16 protein-coding genes and 2 pseudogenes are annotated in these 22,291 nt (G+C 57.2%); 7 read left to right on the top strand and 11 right to left on the bottom strand.

Features of this window, described 5'->3' with window-relative positions:
• Positions 1 to 116: 116 nt before the first annotated feature.
• Positions 117 to 1,325 (top strand): FAD-dependent monooxygenase, encoded by a 1,209-nt coding sequence (locus tag HH216_RS14350; RefSeq protein ID WP_169551421.1) that lies wholly within the window; start codon positions 117 to 119, stop codon positions 1,323 to 1,325.
• Positions 1,326 to 1,453: 128 nt separating this feature from the next.
• On the opposite strand, the gene truA is transcribed toward HH216_RS14350, so the two are convergent.
• Both truA and HH216_RS14340 read right to left on the bottom strand, forming a co-directional pair.
• Positions 1,454 to 2,218, bottom strand: a complete 765-nt coding sequence (gene truA, locus HH216_RS14345) for a tRNA pseudouridine(38-40) synthase TruA (RefSeq protein ID WP_169551420.1) — start codon at positions 2,216 to 2,218, stop codon at positions 1,454 to 1,456.
• A gap of 128 nt (positions 2,219 to 2,346) precedes the next feature.
• Entirely contained in the window at positions 2,347 to 3,738 is a 1,392-nt protein-coding gene (locus tag HH216_RS14340; protein ID WP_169551419.1) for a DUF6600 domain-containing protein, read from the bottom strand.
• 164 nt (positions 3,739 to 3,902) lie between these two features.
• On the opposite strand from HH216_RS14340, the gene HH216_RS14335 reads away from it, so the two are divergent.
• A complete protein-coding gene (locus HH216_RS14335; RefSeq protein WP_217371864.1) occupies positions 3,903 to 4,520 on the top strand; it encodes a class I SAM-dependent methyltransferase in 618 nt (205 codons plus the stop codon).
• Here the strand turns inward: HH216_RS14335 and HH216_RS14330 are convergent.
• From HH216_RS14330 to HH216_RS14310, 5 genes are all read right to left on the bottom strand, one after another.
• Positions 4,487 to 4,942, bottom strand: coding sequence for a hypothetical protein (locus HH216_RS14330; RefSeq protein ID WP_169551417.1), 456 nt, complete (start codon positions 4,940 to 4,942; stop codon positions 4,487 to 4,489). The genes HH216_RS14335 and HH216_RS14330 overlap by 34 nt on opposite strands.
• A 100-nt stretch (positions 4,943 to 5,042) precedes the next feature.
• The gene (gene corA / locus HH216_RS14325; protein WP_169551416.1) at positions 5,043 to 5,993 is read right to left on the bottom strand and encodes a magnesium/cobalt transporter CorA; all 951 of its coding nucleotides are present in this window, start codon (positions 5,991 to 5,993) and stop codon (positions 5,043 to 5,045) included.
• A 192-nt stretch (positions 5,994 to 6,185) separates the two neighbouring features.
• Positions 6,186 to 6,611, bottom strand: coding sequence for an NAD(+)--rifampin ADP-ribosyltransferase (arr, locus tag HH216_RS14320; protein ID WP_169551415.1), 426 nt, complete (start codon positions 6,609 to 6,611; stop codon positions 6,186 to 6,188).
• 83 nt (positions 6,612 to 6,694) lie between these two features.
• The gene (locus HH216_RS14315) at positions 6,695 to 7,996 is read right to left on the bottom strand and encodes an amidohydrolase family protein (RefSeq protein ID WP_169551414.1); all 1,302 of its coding nucleotides are present in this window, start codon (positions 7,994 to 7,996) and stop codon (positions 6,695 to 6,697) included.
• 110 nt (positions 7,997 to 8,106) lie between these two features.
• A complete protein-coding gene (locus HH216_RS14310; RefSeq protein WP_169551413.1) occupies positions 8,107 to 11,202 on the bottom strand; it encodes an amidohydrolase family protein in 3,096 nt (1,031 codons plus the stop codon).
• Between the two features lie 240 nt (positions 11,203 to 11,442).
• Between HH216_RS14310 and HH216_RS14305 the strand changes: the two genes are divergently transcribed.
• Positions 11,443 to 12,507, top strand: a complete 1,065-nt coding sequence (locus tag HH216_RS14305; protein WP_169551412.1) for a hypothetical protein — start codon at positions 11,443 to 11,445, stop codon at positions 12,505 to 12,507.
• A gap of 43 nt (positions 12,508 to 12,550) precedes the next feature.
• Here HH216_RS14305 and HH216_RS14300 read toward each other — a convergent pair.
• The 4 genes and pseudogenes from HH216_RS14300 to HH216_RS14285 form a co-directional block, all read right to left on the bottom strand.
• Positions 12,551 to 15,639: pseudogene (locus HH216_RS14300) on the bottom strand (efflux RND transporter permease subunit).
• Positions 15,640 to 15,650: 11 nt separating this feature from the next.
• Positions 15,651 to 16,739, bottom strand: coding sequence for an efflux RND transporter periplasmic adaptor subunit (locus HH216_RS14295; protein ID WP_169551411.1), 1,089 nt, complete (start codon positions 16,737 to 16,739; stop codon positions 15,651 to 15,653).
• 73 nt (positions 16,740 to 16,812) lie between these two features.
• A complete protein-coding gene (locus HH216_RS14290; protein ID WP_408641795.1) occupies positions 16,813 to 18,150 on the bottom strand; it encodes a TolC family protein in 1,338 nt (445 codons plus the stop codon).
• A 131-nt stretch (positions 18,151 to 18,281) separates the two neighbouring features.
• Complete coding sequence (locus tag HH216_RS14285; RefSeq protein ID WP_169551409.1) at positions 18,282 to 18,896, bottom strand: TetR/AcrR family transcriptional regulator; 615 nt, start codon at positions 18,894 to 18,896, stop codon at positions 18,282 to 18,284.
• Between the two features lie 146 nt (positions 18,897 to 19,042).
• On the opposite strand from HH216_RS14285, the gene HH216_RS14280 reads away from it, so the two are divergent.
• The 4 genes and pseudogenes from HH216_RS14280 to HH216_RS14265 all read left to right on the top strand — a co-directional run bounded on the left by HH216_RS14280 (position 19,043) and on the right by HH216_RS14265 (position 22,252).
• Positions 19,043 to 19,405 (top strand): hypothetical protein, encoded by a 363-nt coding sequence (locus HH216_RS14280; protein ID WP_169551408.1) that lies wholly within the window; start codon positions 19,043 to 19,045, stop codon positions 19,403 to 19,405.
• Positions 19,406 to 19,653: 248 nt separating this feature from the next.
• Positions 19,654 to 20,631, top strand: a complete 978-nt coding sequence (trpS, locus tag HH216_RS14275) for a tryptophan--tRNA ligase (RefSeq protein ID WP_169551407.1) — start codon at positions 19,654 to 19,656, stop codon at positions 20,629 to 20,631.
• 29 nt (positions 20,632 to 20,660) lie between these two features.
• Positions 20,661 to 21,577, top strand: a pseudogene (locus tag HH216_RS14270) (sugar phosphate isomerase/epimerase family protein).
• Positions 21,578 to 21,673: 96 nt separating this feature from the next.
• The gene (locus HH216_RS14265; protein ID WP_169551406.1) at positions 21,674 to 22,252 is read left to right on the top strand and encodes a phosphatase PAP2 family protein; all 579 of its coding nucleotides are present in this window, start codon (positions 21,674 to 21,676) and stop codon (positions 22,250 to 22,252) included.
• Positions 22,253 to 22,291: the final 39 nt, after the last annotated feature.

Below are 22,291 nucleotides of genomic sequence, written 5' to 3'. Positions count from 1 at the left end.
GTAGTATATAAACAAAATAACTACGATATAGTATTTATAATTACCGATTTAATCGTCTGGGCAAAAGTAAGACCTCGCGACAAACTGGTATAACATCACGAAACAACAACCAATATATGCCAACAGCAGCAACAAAAATCCTCATATCGGGGGCCAGTATTGCGGGGCCCATGCTGGCCTTCTGGCTGAGTAAATACGGTTTCGACGTCACAGTGGTCGAACGGGCGGCCTCCCTTCGACTGGGTGGTCAAAACATCGACGTCAACGGCCCCGCCCGGAAAATCATCCGCATGATGGGGCTGGAAGAGACCGTCCGGGCGGCTAACACAACTGAGATCGGTACGCAGTTCGTCAATGCAGACAACGAGGCCGAAGCTACTTTCTCGAAAGACGATCCGAACGGCCTGACGCAGGAGCTGGAAATTCTGCGGGGTGATCTGGTCAGCATTCTGTACGAAGCCAGCCGGGATAAAGCTGATTACCGCTTCGACGATTACATCACCGGGTTGACGCAGGACACTAACGGCGTCGATGTCACGTTCAATAGCGGCAAAACGGAGCGGTTCGAGCTGGTCATTGCCGCCGATGGTATCCGGTCGAGAACCCGCAAACTGATGGTTGGTGACGAACCGATGTTCAACTACCTGGGCCTCTGCACAGCCTATTTGACCATACCCAAAGGGCCAACCGACACCAATTGGGCGCGCTGGTACACCGCCGATGATCGCCGGGTGATTCTCCTGCGCCCTGACAACAAGGGAACAACGCGGGCGTCGTTCAACTTTCTGCTGCCCCAGGACGAATACGACAAACTGACACCAGCCGACTACAAACCGCTGCTGAAGGAAAAGATTCAAAACGCGGGTTGGGAAGCCCCCCGACTGGCCCGAGAATTCGACACCAACGACGACATCTATTTCGACGGTGTGGGTCAGATCAAGGCACCCAACTGGTCGAACGGCAGGCTGGCCCTGACCGGCGATGCCGCTTATTGCCCGGCCCCCGTTACGGGGAAAGGCACCACGCTGGCGATGGTGGGGGCGTATGTGCTGGCGGGCGAACTGGCGACGCATGCCCACTATCAGGACGCCTTCGCCAGCTACGAAAAGCGGTTGCGCCCCTATGTCGAGTCGGTGCAGAAGCTGCCGCCGGGTGTTCCCTGGATTGTTTACCCGAAATCAAAACTGGGCGTATTCGTGCTGAACAAAGCCTTCGCCGTAGCCGCCAGCGATGCGGTGAAGAAACTGATAGGACTGTTTTCCAAGAAAGACGATAAACACGCCGAAGAAGAAGCCGAGTTCGACTTGCCGGAGTACACCGTGTAGTGGACGATGAGTAGCCTGGACCTCCAGGTCCGGGTGGGCGCAAAGCGACCAAAAAAGCTGCCGCCTGAATCAGTTGCCCTAACGGGCACCCGGACGTAGACCGGTCCGCCGACGCGGTCCAGGCTACACTACTTTGCCGGGCGGTTTGCCAATACGCCTTCGGGATATTCTACCTCGACCAGATAGAGCCCGTTGGCGGGGGCAGCACGACCGGCAACGGTGCGGTCACGGGCTTGCAGAATCTGGTCGAAGGCGTCGAGACTAAGCCGGTCCTGCCCGATCTCCAGCATCATGCCAACAATCGTGCGGACCATCCCCCATAGAAATCGGTTGGCTTTGATGTGAAACGTAAGTCGGTCGCCGGGGCCGGTGGTCCAGTAGGCGAAGGCCAGTTCGCAGCGGAAGTGAGCCACGTTAGCACGGGCTTTACTCACGCTCTTGAAGTCGGTGTAGCGCAGCAGAATCTGACAGGCTTCGTTCATCCGGTCGATGTTCAGGTGCGGTCGAAAATGCAGCGTCAGGCCCGGCGCGAACACGTTTTTTTCGCGGGTAATGTGGTACTGGTAGTAGCGCGACACCGCCGAAAAGCGGGCGTGTACCGACTCATCGACGGGAAAAATGGCGTGAACGGCGATGTCGTCGGGCAGGATGCAGTTGAGCGAATACACCAGATCGTCGGTCAGCGGGAGTGGCTGGTCGGTGTCGAAATGGGCAAACTGCTGTTCGGCATGAACGCCCGCATCGGTCCGGCCGCTACCCAGTATGTACACCGGCCAGCCCAGCCGTTTCGACATCGCCTGTTCCAGCGTCGACTGTATACTGACGCCGTTGGCCTGTGTTTGCCAGCCCCGGTAGGCCGTTCCCCGGTACGATAGCTCCATAAAATAACGCATCCCACAAAAGTACGAGCCGGCTGCGAACCCGCGCAAAACGAAAAAAGCCAGCGTCGTTTCCAACGCTGGCTCGTCACGGTGAGCTTGGATAAAGCAAAAGTGTAGTGAAGGTGAAATGCTTTTCCAGTCTAGCGCGGTCCGCGACCGCCCCGCTGCTCACCGCCGGGGCCGCTTTCGCGCCCCCCGCCCTGCGGCTGACTTTGCCCGTTCTGCGGCTGCTCAGCGCGTGGCTGTTGCTGCATCTGGGGTTGTTCCATTCGTTGACTCGGCTGGTTGAAACCACCACGACCGCCCGGTGAGAAGCCCCCATCGCCCCGCGACGGACCGGGTTGTGCTTCCCGGCTCACCCCGCCGTTATACTGGCGGTCGGGCTGGGTCTGCGGCTGAGTCGGTTGCGGACTGGGCTGGTTCATCGACGGGTTGTTATAACCACCCCGGTTGCCGTTGCCGAATCCACCGTTGCCGTTGCTAAACCCGCCGTTACCCCGGCCGTTTCCACCGTTGTCGTAACGGCCACTATTGGGGTTGCCCGCTCCTGGTATTGATGAATTGGCGGGGTTGGTATAGTCACGGTTGCTGCCGTTGTACCCCCCGTTCGGGTTGTTATCGTAGCGACCGTTGGGATAGGCATTGCCCGGTTGACGACCATTACCATACGTCCCGTTGCCAAGGCCATTGTTCCCGTATCGGCCTTCGCTGTAGCCACCGTTACCACGGCTACCGTAGTTGTTGTCGTAGCGTCCGTTCGGCGCGTTGTTGTAGCCGTAGTTGCCCCGGTTATCGTAACGGCCACCACCGGGCCGGTAGAAGCCAACTGAGTTACCGGAGACTACCGTGCGGCCCGGCCGGTCGAGCTGATCGACGCGATAGACCTGCACGGGTCGGCGGGTAACGCGCTCAATTTCACCCCGGTATGGGCCGTAGAAATAGGCCTGATTACCATACTGATACACGTTGTTGATGATGGTCGTGTTCTGGTAAATCGTCACACCCCGCGGCCGGGGAGCCCGGTAGCCGTACCACTGCGGACTGTTGATGTACACCTGCGGTACGAACGTCCAGTACGGCGCGGGGATGTTGATGTTTACGTTGACATTTACGCCCGGTCCCAGCGGAGCCCAGCCGTAGTAGCCCCCACCCGACCGCCACGACACCCAGGCCGGCCCCCAGTCGGAACCGGGAATCCAGGCCCAGCCGCCGTACTGATCGTCGAAGATCCAGCGACCGTAGTGGAAGGGTGCCCAGCCCCACGGATAATCCGACACCCAGGTGTTACCGTAGTCCGTTACGATCCAGTGACCGGCACTGACGTACGGTTGAAAATCAGCCCCTACACCGGGAATCCAGACTGTGCCGTAATACGGGTGTTGAACCCACTGCCCGTAGGGAGCCAGTTCGTTATAAAATGCCTGAACGGGTACGGTAACGCCCGGCTGCGCTGCCGTCGTCTGTACGAATGTCGGCCCGATGCCAAACACAGTCATCAGGCAAACCAACGCTATCTTTTTCAGTGTGTTCATCGTCGAGGCCAATCGTGGCGGTTACCGTATTTGGTTGTTGGATGCATAAACGCGTCGAGCGTTTAATTGGCCACAAGAATTTTTGTCGTCTGCGAATCAGCCGTCGTATCGGTAAACTTCATCAATGCACGTGCAGTTATCCAGGTCTATTCTACATGACAGGCATGGCTCCATCTAACCTATTTCAACGCTACGACGAAAGCGACGACGCTGGTTTCTACGAACAACCCAGGCTGGTGGTACATATCGATGATCGGGCGATTGCCGCAACAACCAGTTTGTTTCGGGAGTATCTACCCGCCAACGGCCGCATTCTCGACCTGATGAGCAGCTGGCGCAGCCATCTACCCGACGATGTCACGTACGAAGAGGTTGTGGGGGTAGGTATGAACGCGGTGGAGCTGGAGAAAAACCCACAGCTGACATCCCATCTGGTGCATAACCTGAACCGACAACCTCAGCTGCCGCTGGAGGAAGCGTATTTCGATGGGGGCATGGTGACGGTATCGGTGCAATACCTGACCGATCCTGTCGATGTCTACGCGGAGGTCGCGCGGGTACTAAAGCCGGGCGCGCCCTTCATCACGGTCTTTTCCAACCGTATGTTTCCCACTAAAGCGGTGATGATCTGGCAATCGCTGGACGACAGAGGGCATCAGCAACTGGTGCGCAGCTACTACGAACAAACTGGCCTGTTCGACCAGATCGAAGTACTGGATCGCAGTCCGCGCGGCTGGAGCGACCCACTCTATGCGGTTGTGGGTCGGCGGAAACGCTCGTAAACAGCCCCGGCAACCAACCCGCCAAACAGATACCAGCCGATGGTCATGGCGACGGTGGCGGGGGTGCGTTCGGTTGGTCCTTCGCCCAGGCCCATTGGTCCCGGCAGCGTTACAGCGCCGATACCCGCCAGTGCGCCGATAGCTGCGCCCGTCAGCACCGGCTGTTTGTCGCCCAACCCGACGGTACTGTAATAAATGGCATTCGAGAGAACGTCGCCCGCCATCGCCGATGCGTAGAGTGCAGTACCCGTGGGTGGTTCGGCTCCGGCGGCTTTGAATCCTTTGACGATACTGCGTTCACCCAGCAGGTCAGCGCGGGGGGCCTGCGGTACAAACTGCCGGACCGTTTCGTGCAATACGTTCAGCGCGACGGCACCAATCAGACCGCTCAACAGGGCATGGGGTACTTTTTCGGTTTGCATCAGGTTGCGAAAGCTGGCTTTTACATGTGCTTGTCTCAGACAGCTTCCAGCTTGTGTAATCTTTAACCCCACCCGGTAACGGTTGTTCAACCCAGTGACGCTACAGCCAGTTTTTCCGCCGGAAAATCAAAATCGTCAGCAGCGACGACAGAATCATCGAACCGATGGCGACGGGATAGCCGAACGACCAGTTCAGTTCGGGCATCCCGTCGAAGTTCATTCCCCAGATACTCGCCAACAGCGTCGGTGGCAGGAACACCAGCGATACAACGGTGAAGATTTTAACGACCCGGTTCTGCTCCAGGTCGATCAGACCGAGGTAGGTATTTTGGAGGAATTCGAGCCGCTCGAAGATGAAATTCGTATGGTCGATCAGCGAGTTGATGTCTTTGATGAGCGTACGCAGCCGCTGTTGTTCTTCATCCGTGAACCAGCCGTCCGACCGGATCATCGACGAAATTACGCGCTGTTTATCGACGACATTTTCCCGGATCGACATGGTCAGTTCCTGGTAGTCATTGATGTTCAGCAGCATTTCGCGGTCGAGATTCGCGTCGAGGTCGAGCAGGCGGTTGATCGCTTTGATTTCGCCCGACACCAGCTCAACAAGGTCGGCGTCGTAGTCGATGCGCGACTCGAAAATGTAAATCAGAATCTGCGCCCCGTCTTTAAACATCGCCCGGCGCGACTTGATCCGCTTGACCGTGTCGGCAAACGATTTCAGGTCGGCGTTCCGATAGGTAAAGAGTGTATCGTCTTTAAGGATGAAACTAACCGGCACCGTCACGTACCGCTGCTCCGCGTCGGGCACCAGAAAGTTGGAATTAGCAATCAGAAAGTCGTCTTCTTCGATGTAGCGCGAACTGCTTTCAATTTCCAGCTGCTCCTGCTGACTCAGAAAGTCGACGTCGAATTTTTCCTCAACGCTCTTGATTTCGGCGGGCGTAGGATTCTGTAAGTCAACCCAGAGTGTGCGTTCGGTGTCAGAAAAAGAATCGATGTCGCGGATTTTGCGGACGAAGGTTTCATCCTCCTGAAAGATACGAATCATGCGTTGATGGCGGCAGCGGTGAGTTTCCGAGCCCAAAGTTCACAAAAAAAACCGGAGCAAGGCCGGTTTTTGGGGTTCAAGGTTTGATGTTTAAGGTTTAACGTTGCGCAACTGAAACGCTACGCATTGACTAAAAGCGTTAGCAGAGACCGGGCCACTGTCGCGGTCCGGTTGCGTCTCTACATACGGCTATCAGTTGATGATTTGTGCGTTTGGGTCTGCGTTTAACGCTGCCAGTCGTTCGCGCCATTGCTGCCGTTGCTCCGGTGTTAGCCGTGTCCAATCTGTTACTTCGCCAACAATTTTCACCGGTGCCTGACTGCGATAGGACCGTGTTGGGTTACCCGGAAACTTCTTGTCGGTGACGTTCGGGTCGTTTTCAAAAGGCCCCGTCGGTTCAACGATGTACACGTGTTCGTCGCCATCACCACTAGCCAGCGCTGCGGCAAGCCCTGCCCCATCGACCAGCGCGGTGAAATAGATGTGGTTCATCACGATCTCGGGTCTATAATTCGACCGAAATCCGGCTGTCAGAAAATCGCCAATCTGCAAGGCTGCTTTTGTGCCGTGGTAAAAGGGGCCGCTGTCCAGCACAGTTGATTCATCCGATTTGGCCATCGCGTTTGTCAGTTTTCACGGTTGTTCGATGCACCCAAAACGAAAAAGCCGGGTGGCAGTTGTGCAACCCGGCTTTTCCGTATCTACTTCGTAAACTTCTCCTTGTACATTCGGTACAGGCGTTTGTGTCGGTCGTCGAGATTGACCTTACGCCCCTGAATGAATACGTGTTCGACCACATTGGTTTTCATGTCGAGTGCATCGCCCGACGAGACGAACAGGGTGGCGTGCTTGCCTTTTTCGAGCGTACCCACCATGCCGTCGATGCCCATAATCTTCGCGTTGTTGGCCGTAATCATCTTCAGCGCTTCTTCGCGATCGTTAACGCCGAAACCGGTAGCCGTACCCGCCTGAAACGCCAGGTTACGGGTCCGCCACCATTCGTCGGCATAGCTCAGTCCGACCAGCACACCCGCTTTTTGCAGGATGCCCGGCAGGCGATACGGCAGATCGACGGCTTCGTCTTCGCGGTTGGGCAACCGGTGCAGCGCACCCAGAATCACCGGCACGTTGTTTTCTTTCAGGAACGGGGCAACGCGGTGGCTTTCTTCGCCCCCCACGATCACCACTTTCGGCACACCCATCGCCTTCGCCCACTGAACGGCCTCGACAATATCTTTGGCGTAATCGGCCCGGACATATAGGTTCTGCGTCCCCGAAAACAACCCCTTCATCGACTCCAGCCGGAGGTTCATCGGTGACGGATTCGACACGGCCGCATAGGCTTTCGCATCGCCGAAGGTAGCGCGCAGGGCACTGATGGCTTCGTCGCGCTTGTCGTTTTTCTTGATGACGCGGGTGAAGTTCTCCAGATCGAAATCAGCCGCGTAGTAGCCGGGCCAGTTGAGCCACAGACCGTCGTCTTTTCGCAGCACGGCGTCTTCCCAGTTCCAGCCATCGGTCATCATGACGCTCGAACTACCCGATATGGTGCCCCCCTGCGGCATTGCCTGCGTCAGCAAAACGCCGTTGTTACGAATCGTCGGGATGATTTCGGAATCGGTATTGTAGGCGATCAGGGCGCGGACGTTGGGGTTCAGCACGCCCACCTCCTGCTTATCGACCGTTGACCGAACGGCCTCGATCTCTTCCAGCCCGACTGTCGACGCGGGCGAAATCAGGCCGGGGTAAATGTGCTTACCGCTGACGTCGATTACTTCGGTGCCGTTGGCCAGATTGAGTTTCACCAGCGTTCCGTCGACCACATTGGTGATAACACCCTTGTCGAACAGGACAATGGCATTCTGAATCACCTGCCCGTTGCCGAGGTGGGCCGTGCCGCCCGTCAGGGCAATGACGTGGTCCTGCTGTTTCGCCGGCGCCGGGTTCTGCGCCATGCTCGTAAGCGCGACGAGAGAAAATATGGGTATGAGTAGTCGTTTCATTATTTCAGTTCAAAGTTTAATGTCTAAGGTTTAATGTTCTCCCTATTGTTTCCAAGCTGCTTGCTGGCAACCTTAAACGTTGAACATCAAACCTTAAACTTGGCGTAGCCTCATTTCTCTTCTCCCTCAGCCATGACGCCTTCGATGTCTTCGCAGTGCCACATCCGCATCCGGCGGAAGGTTGGGCGAACAGTTGGGGCGCCACTCGCTTTAGCCGCCAGATTTTTCTGGATCAGTCGGGCCCGCTCGGCCTGCATAGCCTCCCGTTTGGCGTCTTCATCTTTCAGGCTGAAATACACCGCCCCGTCGATGATCGTGTACTCGGGCCGCGCATAGATCGACAGCGGATTAGCGTTCCAGACGACCAGATCGGCGTCTTTACCCGCTTTTACGCTACCCATATGGCTATCCAAATGCAGGAGTTTGGCGGGGTTCAGCGTCACCATTTTCCAGGCATCCTCTTCGTTGACACCGCCGTACTCAACGGCTTTTGCCGCTTCCTGATTCAGGCGACGGGCCATCTCGGCGTCATCAGAGTTGATCGATACCGTCACGCCCTGACTTTTCATCAGAGCCGCGTTGTACGGGATAGCGTCGTGTACTTCCATTTTGTAGGCCCACCAGTCGGCGAACGACGAGCCGCCCGCGCCGTGCTTCGCCATCTTGTCGGCCAGTTTGTAGCCTTCCAGAATGTGCGTGAACGTGTTGACTTTGAAGCCCAGCGAGTCGGCCACTTTCATCAGCATGTTGATCTCCGACTGCACGTACGAGTGGCAGGTGATGAAGCGTTTCTTAGCCAGAATTTCGGCCAGTGCGTCGAGTTCGATATCCCGGCGGGGGGCAGTGGCTTTGGCTTTCTCCTTCGCGCCCAGCTTATTGTACGCATCCCAGCCTTTAGCGTACTCTTTAGCGCGCATGAAGTGGTCCATGTACACCTGCTCGACTCCCATCCGGGTTTGCGGGAACCGCACGCGGGCGGCATCGCCCCAGTTCGACTGCTTCACGTTTTCGCCGAGCGCGAACTTGATGAAACCGTCGGCCCCTTTGATGAGCATGGCGTCGGGCGCTTCGCCCCATTTCAGCTTGACGATAGCCGACTGACCACCGATGGCGTTGGCCGATCCGTGGAGCAGTTGCGAACTGGTGACGCCCCCGGCCAGCTGCCGGTAGATGTTGACATCTTCCGAGTTGACGACGTCGGCCATGCGTACTTCCGCCGTGCTCGACTGCGATCCTTCGTTGACCGACAGCAGCGCGATGTGTGAATGCTCGTCGATGATACCGTTGGTCAGGTGCTTGCCCGTACCGTCGATGACGCGGGCACCGGCGGGGGCGGTCAGGCTCTTACCCACCTGCGCAATTTTGCCGTTGGTGACCAGTACGTCGGCGTTTTGCAGAATACCGTCGGTTTCGTTCGTCCAGACCGTCGCGTTACGAATCAGCATCGTTTCAGCCTGTGGCTTTTTGGCGTTGCCCATGCCCACGAACGGATACAAAACTGCCGTTGCGCTGGCTGGTAGCGTAGTCGCCATCTGCCCGCGCGCAGCCGTGCCCGACACGCCCGCCGTAGCGGTACCCGAAGTACCCGTAGTCGAAGCAGGCGCGTCCGTGCTGGGCGCATCGCCGGTGCGGGTCGCCGTCCAGCTTACCGTTTTGCCGTCGGGGGTTTCGCCGTCTCCTTTGATGGTGTTGCCCGTCCGGTACCCCGTCAGCCGGGTGGTGCCGGGCTTTTTCTTGTCCATCTGCACCTGAATCGTCACGAAATCACCGCTAACAGCCACTTTGGGCGACAGCTTCGTCGTGTCGGCCATCAACTGAAAATCAGGCTTTTCGGCCGACTTGCCGTTGATCGTCAGTTTCATCGGTGGCTGATTGCCCACCGTCAGATTCCAGATGCCACGCGGGTCCTGCACAACCTGCTGCCCGACGATATACTGCTTGCCCCGAATCCAGTTTTCGTAGATCACATTGTCGGCCGAGAACAGGTTGCCGGACGTGATGATGAAGTTGGCGATGCTGCCTTTTTTCAGCGTACCGACCAGGTCGCCAGCATTGATGAGCCGGGCCGGAACGGTCGTCAGAGCCGCTAGTGCCTGCTCTTCCGTCAGCCCGTTTTCGATGGCTTTGCGCAGGTTGGCCCAGAACTCGGTTTTGTTGCGCAGGCCAGCCGTGGTGATGGCAAACGGGATGTTGGCAGCCGCCAGTTTACCCGCGTTCATCGGGGCCATTTCCCAGTGCTTCAGTTCGGCAACCGATACGTTGTCAGCATCCCACGGATCTTCTACATCGTAAGGCTGCGGGAAGTTGAGGGGTACGATCAGCGTCGCACCCGTCGCTTTGATTTCGTCGATACGCTGGTAGTCGTCTCCACCGCTGCGAATGATGTATTGCTTACTGAATTCGTCGCCGATTTTATCGGCCCGCAGTACCCCGAGTTTGTCAGTCACCTCGAAAACGACGGGCAGGTTCTGATTGCGGTTCAGCGCAGCCAACGACAGGTTTTCCTGCTGATTGCTTCCTCCGCGTTTGTACCAGTCGGCGTCGTAAAGCGCCTGCCGGATCAGGGCCACCGACCCCATCATCGAGTTTGGGTAGGTTTGGTTCGACGTGCCCCGGTTGAACGAGTAGTGCATGGTCGTGTTGGGTTTCAGCACCACCATGTTCTCCCGGTCGTCGGCCAGGGTTACCAGCGTCCCCGTGCCCCGGATAATCCCGTCATGCGGGTGGGTCAGCGCGGCACCGTAACCCAGTTTACGCAGCTCATCGGCTTTGGCAGATGTCGCGGTGAAGAGCAGGCTCGCGTCGTTCTCCGGCTGTACGGACTGATTCCAGTAGTAAGCGCCCTTTTTGTTCGATTCCAGCTGCGGGTTACCACGTCCGCCACCGGGCTGCCGCTTTACTTCGGGCATGCCGTAGTCCGAATCGAGTTCGACCAGGGCCGGGTAAATGCGCTTGCCTTTCAGATCGGTCGCCACGACGCCGGTGGGCAGTTTAACATCGCTGCCGATGGCTTCGATACGTCCGTCGCGGACAAGCAGGGTCGCATTTTGCAGGGTAGTTTTCGGGTCGACAACGATGGTAGCGTTGGTAAAGGCGTAGAGCCCCATCCGTTGGTCGTGCACCCCATTCTGAGGGAAGGTTGTCTGGGCGAGAGCACCGGAAGCGAGTGCTATCGCAAACAGTCCCGAAAGGACATGTTTTCTCATAAAAGACGGTTGATGATTGGGTTGTAACAGGCAAAAATAGCGAAACATACCCTGCCTGTGCGCGCCTTACCCAAACAAAATTTTGTCTACTCAGGAATCTACTTGCAGAAAATACTTAGTGCTTTTCCAACGTAACGCATCAGCGATTTCCCGCGCTTATGCCGCTCAATCACTGGTTGTGGTAACAGCGGTCTGAAACCCAGACGAGCGGCTGACAAAATCACCCCCGAAGCACGTAGCTTGCTCCTGTTATTCCTCAACGTCACCACGATGCAGTCAGCGTATTCACTCCGCCAGCCAGCCGTTCAGACGGTGAAACGTACCTGGCCGTTCTGGTTTCATCTTGGCTTCACCCTGCTATTCGGCCTCGCCACGATAGCCGCCGTGATCGGCGGCATACGGGCTCAGGCACCTTATCCTAATCTTAACGTCATCACCATTGTTGGCACTGGGGGTACGGTGTTGACACTCATGTTTACCTGGTCGCAAGTCGGACAGACAGCCTTCATTCAGTTGTTGCCCGATTCGTTTGTTGGCCGAAAACGCTGGCAGCGGGCCGCCGAACATCCCTACACATCGGTTACGGGTCACAACGTCCGGCTGAATTTCGACCGAAATCAGCACTGGACCGAACTGACCGTTTACCTGACCGACGACTGGTTTGCGCTTCGCTCCGTCGACTTTCCAAATTTCGATGAACTGGTTGCTTATTTTTCGTCCGTCAGCCCGGCAGTACGGTACCGGCCCGTGCTGTCGCCCGCTGAGCAGCGATTGGCCCAGTGGTTTCTGATTGGTGCGTTGCTGGTCGGGACAGGGCCTGTCTGGTTTGGCTTTGCCGCGCATCAATCGGTCAGCAAGCAACCGGCCCGGCTGGTGAATTTGGTCGGTTATGTGTTCGATATTCGGCAGACAAGCAACCGAAACAATGCCTTTACGGGGTACGATCTGACACTGGTAAACTACCCCGATTTCACGTTTCACGTCCGCAAAACCAGTTTCAGCGACTCATTACGCACCGTGCCCGACTGGTTCACAACGAGCGGCACCACCACGCTACTCATCCGCGAACACGATTTTCTGACCAAAATCAACCGCAAGCAGTCATTGACGTTTGGCGACAAATACGATGGTTACCAGACCATCACCGTTTTCGGAATTGGGGATCGGTCGGGTGTACGGCTGCGCGCAAACCAGCCTGCCTACGACGACCCGCACACAAAGCCGTACATCCGGCTGGCTGTATTTATGCTGTACGGCATCGTTATCTGGTCGTTCTGGCTAGCCGTCGACAGGCAGACAATTTGATTTTGTCTCCAGACTTCCCGCCAGGAAGTCTGGAGACAATCGATCAGGCTAGTTCCAGCTCTTGGCTGGCCGCAGGTACGGGTTTTGAATCGACCGTTGGCGGCAACAGTTTGTAGACTACCGGCGTCACGATACGCGACAGCAACGTACTGGAAATCAACCCACCGATGAGGACCCAGGCCAGGGGTGAATAGAGCGGGTTGCCTTCCAGCGCGAGGGGCAATAACCCGCCAATGGCCGTCAGCGAGGTCAGCACGATGGGCACGAACCGTACTTCACCCGCTTCCCGGATGGCGTCTTCCAGTAGCATGCCCTGTTCGCGCAGTTGGTTGGTGAAATCGACCAGCAGAATCGAGTTTTTCACTTCGATACCGATCAGCGCAATCAGGCCGATGATGGCGACGAACGAAAACGGATTTCCGGTCAGCAGCAGCGCGACGATGGCCCCGATGACGCCCAGCGGAATCACCGACAGCACGATGACCGTACTTTTCAGGGTGCCGAACTCCAGAATCAGCACGGCCATAAAGCCAAACACCGTAATCAGGATGATTGTACCCAGCCCGCCGAACGACTGCTCGCGGCTCTCCAGTTCACCAGCGGCTACGAAGCGAACGCCCGTCGGCAGGGTCAGCGCGTCCAGCTTTTTCAGCACGTCGTCGTACACGTTGTCGACCAGGTAACCGGTTTTGACAAAGGCCGTTACCGATACGTAGCGGTCTTTGTCGTAGTGGCGGATCAGGTTCGTCCCCGTCTCAAATTGTATGTCGGCCACCTGCCGCAGCGGTACCGCCCCCCCGCTTACCGTGTTGACGTACAGATTGTTCAGCACGTTCAGATCGGTGCGCCGACCTTTGGGCAGGGTTACGTTGATGGTGTAGTCGTCGGGGCCGTTGTCGTTGGCGGGTCGTTTGAAGGTACCCACGTTCAGCCCCGCGATGGCGAGCCGGACGGTCCGGTTGATGTCGCCGACTGACAGCCCCAGCAGACCGGCTTTCTCTTTGTTGATCCGCACGCGCAGGTCGGTTTTCTGGGTCGCCAGCGGGTTGTTGACGTAGATCGTGCCGGGTGCCTGTTTCAGTACCCGTTCAACACGGGCGGCTACGCTGCGGAGCGTATCGAGGTTCTCGCTGAACACCCGAATCGCGACGGGGGCTTCCTGCGCAGGGCCCTGCTCGAAGTCTTTCACTTCGATTTTGGCGTTGGGGTACAGGGCAAACCGCGCCCGGTAGCGGTCGATAATCCGGCGCTTTTCGGCGGGTTCCATGTCGGTAAGCTGCACGAAAAACTGCGCGTAGTTGGCCGCTTCGTTCTGCTGAATGACGTTGTAATAAATGCGCGGATTTCCCCGGCCCACGTTGGTCGTCAGGTGGCGCACGGCGGGGTCGGTCGCCAATTGCCGTTCGACGTACCGCGCCACCCGGTTCGTTTCGTCGAGACTGCTGCCTTCGGGCGTTTCTATGTTCACCAGAAACTGCGGCTTTTCCGAAGCGGGAAACAAGCCGAATCCGACGCGACCACCCAGCGACAGCGCACCCGCGAAGATGGCCCCCGCCACCAGCAGCGTGCTTACCGGGTGTTGCAGGGCCACGTTGAGCAGCCGACTGTATGACCCGCTGATGAGCCGTTTCAGCGCACGCAGAAAGATGTTGCCTTCGGGATTGTGGGCGTTTTTCAGAATCCGGCTCGACAGAAATGGCACAATCGTCAGCGACACCAGCAGCGACGCCAGCACCGTCAGGACGACGGCCATCGGCAGCGACCGGATGAAATCGCCGGAGCCTTCGGGCAAAAACAGCAGCGGCAAAAACGCCAGCACGAGCGTTGTGGTGCAGCCGATGACGGCCAGCGTGATCTGACTCGTGGCCCGGATAGCGGCTTCGCGCCGGGAATAGCCGTCGCGCAGGTAGCGTTCGATATTTTCCACCACCACGATACTATCGTCGACCAGGATACCGAGGGCTACGATCAGCCCCACGATGCTAAGCTGATTGATGCTGTAGCCGAACAGATCGAGCAGGGTCAGGCCTATAGCCAGCGAGAGCGGAATCGAAATCATCACGACTACGGCCGCCCGGAAACCCAGCGGCAGCAGGGTCAGCGACACCAGCAGGATGGCGATGCCGAAGTCGCGGGCGAAGTGCCCCAGCCGGACGCCCACGCTCGTTGCCTGATCGAAGTTCTGCACTAGTTTGATGTGCGGGGGCAGCGTTTCAGCAAAATCCGCAATGACCGGCTGGATTTCCCCACCCACCTTACTGATGTTTTCGCCCAGCTTCTGACTCGCCGTCACCAGCACCGCCCGGTGGCCGTCGAGCCGGGTAAGGTGGGTAGCTTCTTCGAGATTATAGTCGACATCGGCGACGTCGGCCAGCCGGATAATTTTCTGACCGTTGCTGAACACGATTGTATTCCGAATGTCGTCCAGCGACCCGTAATCGCCCGCCGTCTTGACGTTGAACGTCCGGCTGCCGACCTGCACACTGCCACCCGGCACGGTCGTATTTTCAGCCTGCAACGCCCCAGAATCCGGTTGGTGGGAATGCCGCTCTGCGCCAGCTTTTCGACGTTCAGCGCCACCCGCACTACCCCCGCCGGGTTGCCCCAGTAGCGCACGTTTTTCAGGCTATTGATCTTCTCCAGTCGCCGGGTCAGGTCGTCGGCGTAGCGGCCCATCTCCTTGTCCGACGCTACTTCCGACTCCAGCGCAAGCTGCATGATATTGACGTCGGAGGGCGTAAACTTGTTGATGCGAATGTCGAACACGTCGGCGGGTAGTTCGGACCGCAGTGCGTTGACCTCCCGCACGATTTCCTGGTACTTTTCGTCGGGATTCTGACTGTATTCGTACTCGACCTGAAACACGGCCAGCCCGGCGTTAACCGTTGTAATGACGTGCTTGATATTGTCAAGTTCGTTGAACCGTTTTTCGGCCGGATCGACCACCAGTTTCTCCATGTCGAGCGCATCGGTGCCGGGGTAAATGACGGCGACGGCGAAGGTGGGGGCCGTAAATTCGGGGTCTTCCCCACGGGGCATGTTCAGCAGCGCACTGATACCCAGCGCGGCTACACCCAAAAACAGCACCAGCATAAACTGCCAGTTTTTTACGGAAAATGCAGCGAGATTCATCGGCGTGTCGGTTAGCGGAGTACAACGGTTGATTCACTCGTCAGAAAAGCCGACCCGGCCGTAACGACCTGACTGGCAGCGACCAATCCATTGGTCAGCAGCACTTTATCGCCGTCCAGAAAGCCGATTTGTACCGGCAGTTTCCGCACGTGCCGTGCTGACTGTGCGGTCGCTTTCGCGTTGTCGAGTACGTAGACAAACCCGTCTCTGCCGTTACCTTCCACGATGGCTTCCACCGGCACGAGCGTGTAACTACGACTCTGCGCGGGCGTCAGCGTGACGCGGGCAAACAGACCGGGAGCCAGCTTTACTCCGCCCGGGCTAATCCGCACTTCCACTTCGTAGAGTTTGCTGACCGGGTCAGCCGCCTGCGCCAGCTTACCAACGGTGCCCGTGAAGGTCCGGCCGGGGTACGCGTCAAGGGCAATGGTAGCCCGGTTGCCGGTCCGAAGCCGCGCCCAGTCTTTATCCGATACACCCACCCGCACGACCCAGTCGCCGGGCCGGCTGGACGACAGTTGGTAGACAGATGCGCCCGGTGCCACAAACTCGCCCGCGTTAACCAGCTTTTGCGTCACCGTCCCGTCGACGGTGGCCCGGATTTCGGCGTGGTTGCGGTTAAACTGCGCTATGGTCAGGTTCTGCCGGGCCGCGCTCGTGCCGGTGGTAGCGTTCTGAAGCTGTTCGAGCGTCGCGGCTGTGTCGGCGTATAGTTTCCTGACCCGCCCGAAATCGCGCTCGGCCTTCTCCGACGCCAGTTGAGCCTGACTAACCTGCGCGTTGATCTCGGTCAGGTCGAGCGTGGCCAGCAGTTGCCCCCGCCGAACGGGTTGCCCCTCTTCGACGTACAGACGGCTGATGATGCCGCCCACTTTAAATGACAGCCGGGCTTCCTGCGCCGACGACACCAACCCCGACGCGACGATGGGTTCCGCCCTGACAACGGTGCTGACCGCGGCCAGTTTGACGGGGATAACGGCTTCGTCGGCCGGGTTAGCGGCTGAGCTGGTTTGTGTTTCGGCGGTTTTCCCGCCCGGTTTGGTACAGGCCGCCAGCATCAGCAGCACAGACACCGACAGCAAAACAGATACTGTTTTCATGGTTGTGACAAGGAAAAAATGTGAATAAGGCAGCGTTGATTACCGGCACACGGCACCGGTTTCGGTTAGTCGATCAGGGCGTTACGGCCACAGCCCGGTCGAGGGCTGCGCGTTTGACAAGGACGTCCATGCGGGCGAGCGAATGCTGAAACTGGGCTGTGAGCTGGTCGTTCTGGTAGCGAAGAAATTCGATCAGCAGGGCCTGCCCGTTGCGGTATTTGCTGTCGATGATGCGAAACGACTGGTCAGCGTTGACTACCCCGCTGCGGGTCGCGTCGAGGCTGCGGGTGGCTGCGTCGAGGTCATAATACGCCTGCACGACCTGTAGCTGAATCTGCCGCTGGGCTTCGGCCAGCCGGGTTTGCATAGCATCGGTCTGCACCCGGGCCTGCTGAATTTTCGACCGCTTTTCGTAGCCCCGAAACAAATCCCACTGCAAGCCGACCTGCGCCACAACGTAGGCCTGATTGGCGAAGGTGTAGCCGAACCCCTGAAAGCCCGTGCTGCCGCCCACGTACAGATTCAGCACGTGGGCGTTGGCTTCGTTGAGCCGTACCGCCGTTTTTGCCGCCTGTAATGAGTTGCCAAGCTGCGTCAGTTCCTGCCGACCGCGTAAGGCCGTCTGCTGTAGGTCCGCCAGCGATTCGGTCGATTCGGGCAGCACCCTCGTCAGCGACGAGTCGACCAGTACGGGCGTGGTCAGGTCGCGGTTGAGCAGAAAATTGACATAGGCGCGGGCTGTTTCTCGATCTTTTTGCGCCCCGGCCAGTTGCTGATCGACCTTGCTAATTTCGTAGCGCGCCGAGGTGACGGTTTCTTTCGTCGCGACGTTGTTGCTCACCAGCTTTTCGTTCAGCCGGGCCAGTTCGGCCAGTACCGTACGGGCATTTTCGTAGATACGGACCGCATCGAGCGTTTGCAGGTATTGGTAATATGCCGTAGCGATAGTGTAGCGCAGTTCGTTTTCGACCACCCGTTTGCGGGCTTCCTGCGCCGACAGTAGTTGTTTCTGAATCAGGTAGTTGTAGCGAATATCAGTATTAAAAATGGCGTACTGAAACGTCAGGCGGGTATCGTGAAAATTGTTGGGTGCCAGCAGCTGATTGACGTTCGGAATGTTGGTCGGGAATTTGTCGGCCCCGGTCAGCTGATTGAGCGTCCGGTAGGCCGGGTTGAGCAGATCGCCCACCGGAAACTCCAGCCGACGCCCGCCAGCCGCCAGCGAATACGTCGGGTTGAACGCCACACGCGGGTAAAACAGCGATCGTGCCTGATTGATCGACTCGACTACCCGGCTGATTTCCAGCGACTCCTGTCGAAGCGCGAGGTTGTTCGCCAGCCCTTCCTGAATGTACCCGTCCAGAATCGGCGATGGCTGTGCGGTGGTATGCTGTCCAGCAAGCACCGCCATACTAATTAGGAGCCAGTAACTTTTCTTTGTACGTTTCATAATCTTCAACCAGTTAATGAACAGTGTTTAGTAACAGGATAAAAAAATGGGGCTGGCGACTATCCAACCCTATTCACTCCACCGGTATACGGCTATTGCAACCCTCGTTTGAGTACGTCACAAAAAAGACTGTATGCATCTTCCATAATCACCGGAATATCGCAGGCCGGAAATATGTCCAGCCGTTTGCGCAGGTAGAGGGCCGTATAGCCGTGTACGCCACTCCAGATCATCATGGCCGTCGTTCGGGCATCGCGCGGCTGGAAGCCACCCGCATCTATACATTCCTGCACGGTCTGCATCACGATATCGAACGCCCGGTGCCCTTCCACCCATTCGCCCGATTCCAGCTTGTCGAGCGGGTCTCTCATGATAAACATCAGGTCGAACAGTTCAGGGTTGGCGATGGCAAAGTCGATGTAAACGCGACCCATCTGCACCAGCTTCTCGAACGGCTCTGTGATCACCTGCAACGCGATAAACTCATCGGCCATCTTGGCGAACCCTCTGGAATGAAGCGCGTATAGCAGTTCGTTTTTGTCTTTGTAGTACAGGTAAATCGTGGCCGGACTATATTCGATGGCATCGGCGATGTTCCGAATACTTACCTTCTCGAAGCCGTTCGCCACGAACAGTTTTTGGGCTGCGTCCAGAATCAACACCCGCATTTCCTCCCGCTCCCGTTCTTTTCGCTCAACTATGCCCATCTAGTATCTGCCGTTTTTATTAACAACACAAATTTACTGAACACTGTTTAGTAAATCCAAACTTAATCCCAAAAATTTAGTGAGCCAACCAACCGAACAATTCAGCGGCTCACCTGTTTATAATACAACTAACATATACTCATCTTATGAAAATCGCAGTTGAAGCGGGGCAGGACAAGTCATTACTACCCGACGGGCCCCAGCAGGTTACGATTACCCACATCGACGAAGGCAGCAGCGAACACAAGGGCATCCCTTTCTTCGCCGTCCGGTTTGAAAACGATAACGGCTACGTATCGCACCGGTTCTACCAGTCGCCCGCCGGTATGCCCGCTATCGTCAGCCTGTTCGACATGGCCGGTATCGAAGCCAAAGAAGGAAAAGACCTCGACACCCAACAGCTGATCGGCAAAACGATGACCATCGAAGTAGGCGACCGCTCGTACAACGACCCCGAAACGGGCAACGAACGTACGCTCAAGCAAGCCCTCAATTTCCTGGTCAGCTAGTCCGTTTATACACGTCAACACAGAAGCCGCTTTCGCAACGAGAGCGGCTTTTTTTGTGCGATACCCAACTCACCACTTTAACCACCACAGCGCAGCATCAGCACCAATACGCATCTTTCCGTACCTTCGCCCTTGTTCCGGCACCCGATTTTCAACGGTCGTTCCTGGGTAGTTTGCCCACTCCCGACCTTATCCAGTTGTACAGCTGGCAAATCGTAAACCGAGAACAGAAAACCGAAAACCGACGTATGTCCCGCATTTTAACCGGTATTCAGAGCAGCGGCCGACCGCATCTGGGTAATATCCTGGGCGCGATCAAGCCCGCCATTGACCTGTCGAAACAGCCCGGCAACGAGTCGTTTCTGTTTATCGCCGACCTGCATTCGCTGACGACCATCAAAGACGGCCCGCAGCGGCAGGAGTTTACCAAAGCCGTTGCCGCCACCTGGCTGGCGTTTGGGCTGGATACGGAGAAAAACACGTTCTGGCGGCAGTCGCGGGTGTCCGAGCATACGGAGTTGTGCTGGTATCTCGATTGCTTCACGCCGATGCCGATGCTCAACAACGCGACGTCGTTCAAGGAGAAATCAGACAAGTACGCCAACGTGAATGCGGGGCTGTTTGTGTACCCGGTATTGCAGGCAGCCGATATTCTGCTGTACGACGCCGAGATCATTCCGGTGGGCAAGGATCAGCGGCAGCACATCGAAATGACCCGCGACATTGCCGGTGCCTTCAACCGTGAATATAATGACGACGTCTTTGTGCTGCCCGAAGCGCGGATCGACGAGCGGCTGATGACGATTCCCGGTCTGGACGGGCAGAAGATGAGCAAGTCGTACAACAACTACATCGACATTTTCCTGCCGGAAAACGACCTCTGGAAGGTCATCAAAAAGGTCAAGTCGGATTCGACGCCGATGGAGGAACCGAAAAATCCGGACGTCGACATCACGTTTCAACTGTATTCGCTGCTGGCATCCGACGGGCAGGTTGCAGCCATGCGGGCTAACTACGAAGGCGGCAATTACGGTTACGGCATGGCAAAAAAAGCCCTGTACGAACTGATTGTCGACAAGTTTTCTGCGGAACGCGAGCGGTTCAACCACTATTATCATGAGAATCCCGGCGCACTGGAAGACGAACTTCGGAAAGGCGAAGAAAAAGCCCGTGCCATAGCGGGGCAGACCATCCGGCGTGTACGCGAAAAGCTGGGTTTCAACTAACTACACATTCCTTCCTGACCCTTGTTCCTATGCTCGATCTTGGTTTTGTATCGGCAATCCTGGCCGACGATGATCTGAATGGCGTACTGAAATTCGCGTCGGAAAACCGTTTCAAATGCGTCGAGGTGATGTGCTGGCCCACTGGCAATGCCGATGCGCGTCGGTATGCGGGCGTCACCCACATCGACGTCGACAACCTGAACGTCGAACACGTGCAATCGCTGACGGCGCAGCACGGCGTTTATGTGTCGGGGCTGGGTTACTACCCCAACCCGCTCGACCCCAACCCGGAGCAGGCCGAGTTTTACCGCGAGCACATCAAGAAAATCATCCGGGCAGCAGCCAAACTGGGCCTACCGGTTGTCAACACGTTTATCGGGCGGAACCCGTCGCTAAGCGTGCGCGACAATCTGAAACTGGTAGCCGAACACTGGCCCGCTATCATCCGCGAAGCTGAAGCATGCAACGTCAAAATCGGCATTGAAAACTGCCCGATGTGGTTTACCGACGACGAGTGGCCGGGCGGCAAAAACCTGATGACGACCCCCGCTATCTGGGACCGCGTTTTCGAACTGTTACCCTCCCCATTCTGGGCCTCAACTACGACCCCAGCCATCTGATCTGGCAGATGATGGACGAGGTGAAACCGATCTACGACTACCGCGACCGGCTGCACCACATCCACCTCAAAGACGTAAAGCTGTACCGCGACAAGCTCAACCGGGTCGGCACTATGGCGAATCCGCTGGAATACCACTCGCCCAAGCTGCCGGGTCTGGGCGACGTCCGCTGGCGCGACTTTTTTGCCGCCCTCACCGACGTCCGCTACCGGGGTCCAGTCTGCATCGAGGTCGAAGACAAAGCCTACGAAGGCAGCACCGACGACGTACACACCGCCATCCTGACCGCGCGAAACTACCTGAGTCAGTTTTTACATTTAGTTTAACGTTTGAGGTTTAACGTTTAAGGTTAGTCCTCCTGGGCATGTTGTCATGTGGTAGTCAACCTTAAACGTTAGACATTAAACCTTAAACCCATTACCATGATCGAAACGCTTAACGAACTGGATACCCGGCTGTTTGTCTGGCTCAACAACAAAAGCGCGCCCTGGCTCGATCCGGTGATGATTATGGTTACCGAGCGGAATACCTGGCTGCCGTTTTACGCTCTGCTGATCGGCTGGCTGGTGTACCGGTTTCGGCGGCAGGCACTAGGGCTACTGCTGGTTATTGCGGGGTCGGTTGGCATTGCCGATCAGGTTGCATCGTCGGTGTTGAAACCCCTGACGCACCGCCTGCGCCCCTGCCACACGCCCACCCTCGACCGGCTGATTCATCCCGTAATGGAGTGTGGCGGACTGTACAGTTTCGTATCGTCGCACGCGGCCACGACGTTTGCGCTGGCAACGTCGCTGTGGCTCCTGCTCGGTCGGCGGTATCCGGCCTTCGGGCTAACCTTTTTATGGGCCGCCGTGGTGTCGTACAGCCGCATTTACGTAGCCGCTCATTACCCCCTCGACGTACTGGCAGGTACCGGTGTTGGCATACTGTCGGCACTGCTCATCGTGGGGCTTTACCACCGAACGACCGTCGGGAAAAAGATGGTGTTGCTGGGGCGCTGAGAGAAAGTTTGCCTGGATCATCGGCACGGCGCCCATTTT

This window comes from Spirosoma rhododendri, from assembly GCF_012849055.1.
Classification (GTDB): Bacteria; Bacteroidota; Bacteroidia; order Cytophagales; family Spirosomataceae; genus Spirosoma; species Spirosoma rhododendri.
The sequence above is the reverse complement of the archived record's forward strand: the minus strand, read 5'-3'. Positions and strand labels throughout refer to the sequence as shown.

Excerpts from the sequence above, each read along its gene's own strand:
- HH216_RS14350 (WP_169551421.1), top strand. The coding sequence starts at position 117 with ATGCCAACAGCAGCAACAAAAATCCTCATATCGGGGGCCAGTATTGCG.
- truA (WP_169551420.1), bottom strand. The coding sequence starts at position 2,218 with ATGCGTTATTTTATGGAGCTATCGTACCGGGGAACGGCCTACCGGGGC.
- HH216_RS14340 (WP_169551419.1), bottom strand. The coding sequence starts at position 3,738 with ATGAACACACTGAAAAAGATAGCGTTGGTTTGCCTGATGACTGTGTTT.
- HH216_RS14335 (WP_217371864.1), top strand. The coding sequence starts at position 3,903 with ATGGCTCCATCTAACCTATTTCAACGCTACGACGAAAGCGACGACGCT.
- HH216_RS14330 (WP_169551417.1), bottom strand. The coding sequence starts at position 4,942 with ATGCAAACCGAAAAAGTACCCCATGCCCTGTTGAGCGGTCTGATTGGT.
- corA (WP_169551416.1), bottom strand. The coding sequence starts at position 5,993 with ATGATTCGTATCTTTCAGGAGGATGAAACCTTCGTCCGCAAAATCCGC.
- arr (WP_169551415.1), bottom strand. The coding sequence starts at position 6,611 with ATGGCCAAATCGGATGAATCAACTGTGCTGGACAGCGGCCCCTTTTAC.
- HH216_RS14315 (WP_169551414.1), bottom strand. The coding sequence starts at position 7,996 with ATGAAACGACTACTCATACCCATATTTTCTCTCGTCGCGCTTACGAGC.
- HH216_RS14310 (WP_169551413.1), bottom strand. The coding sequence starts at position 11,202 with ATGAGAAAACATGTCCTTTCGGGACTGTTTGCGATAGCACTCGCTTCC.
- HH216_RS14295 (WP_169551411.1), bottom strand. The coding sequence starts at position 16,739 with ATGAAAACAGTATCTGTTTTGCTGTCGGTGTCTGTGCTGCTGATGCTG.
- HH216_RS14290 (WP_408641795.1), bottom strand. The coding sequence starts at position 18,150 with ATGGCGGTGCTTGCTGGACAGCATACCACCGCACAGCCATCGCCGATT.
- HH216_RS14285 (WP_169551409.1), bottom strand. The coding sequence starts at position 18,896 with ATGGGCATAGTTGAGCGAAAAGAACGGGAGCGGGAGGAAATGCGGGTG.
- HH216_RS14280 (WP_169551408.1), top strand. The coding sequence starts at position 19,043 with ATGAAAATCGCAGTTGAAGCGGGGCAGGACAAGTCATTACTACCCGAC.
- trpS (WP_169551407.1), top strand. The coding sequence starts at position 19,654 with ATGTCCCGCATTTTAACCGGTATTCAGAGCAGCGGCCGACCGCATCTG.
- HH216_RS14265 (WP_169551406.1), top strand. The coding sequence starts at position 21,674 with ATGATCGAAACGCTTAACGAACTGGATACCCGGCTGTTTGTCTGGCTC.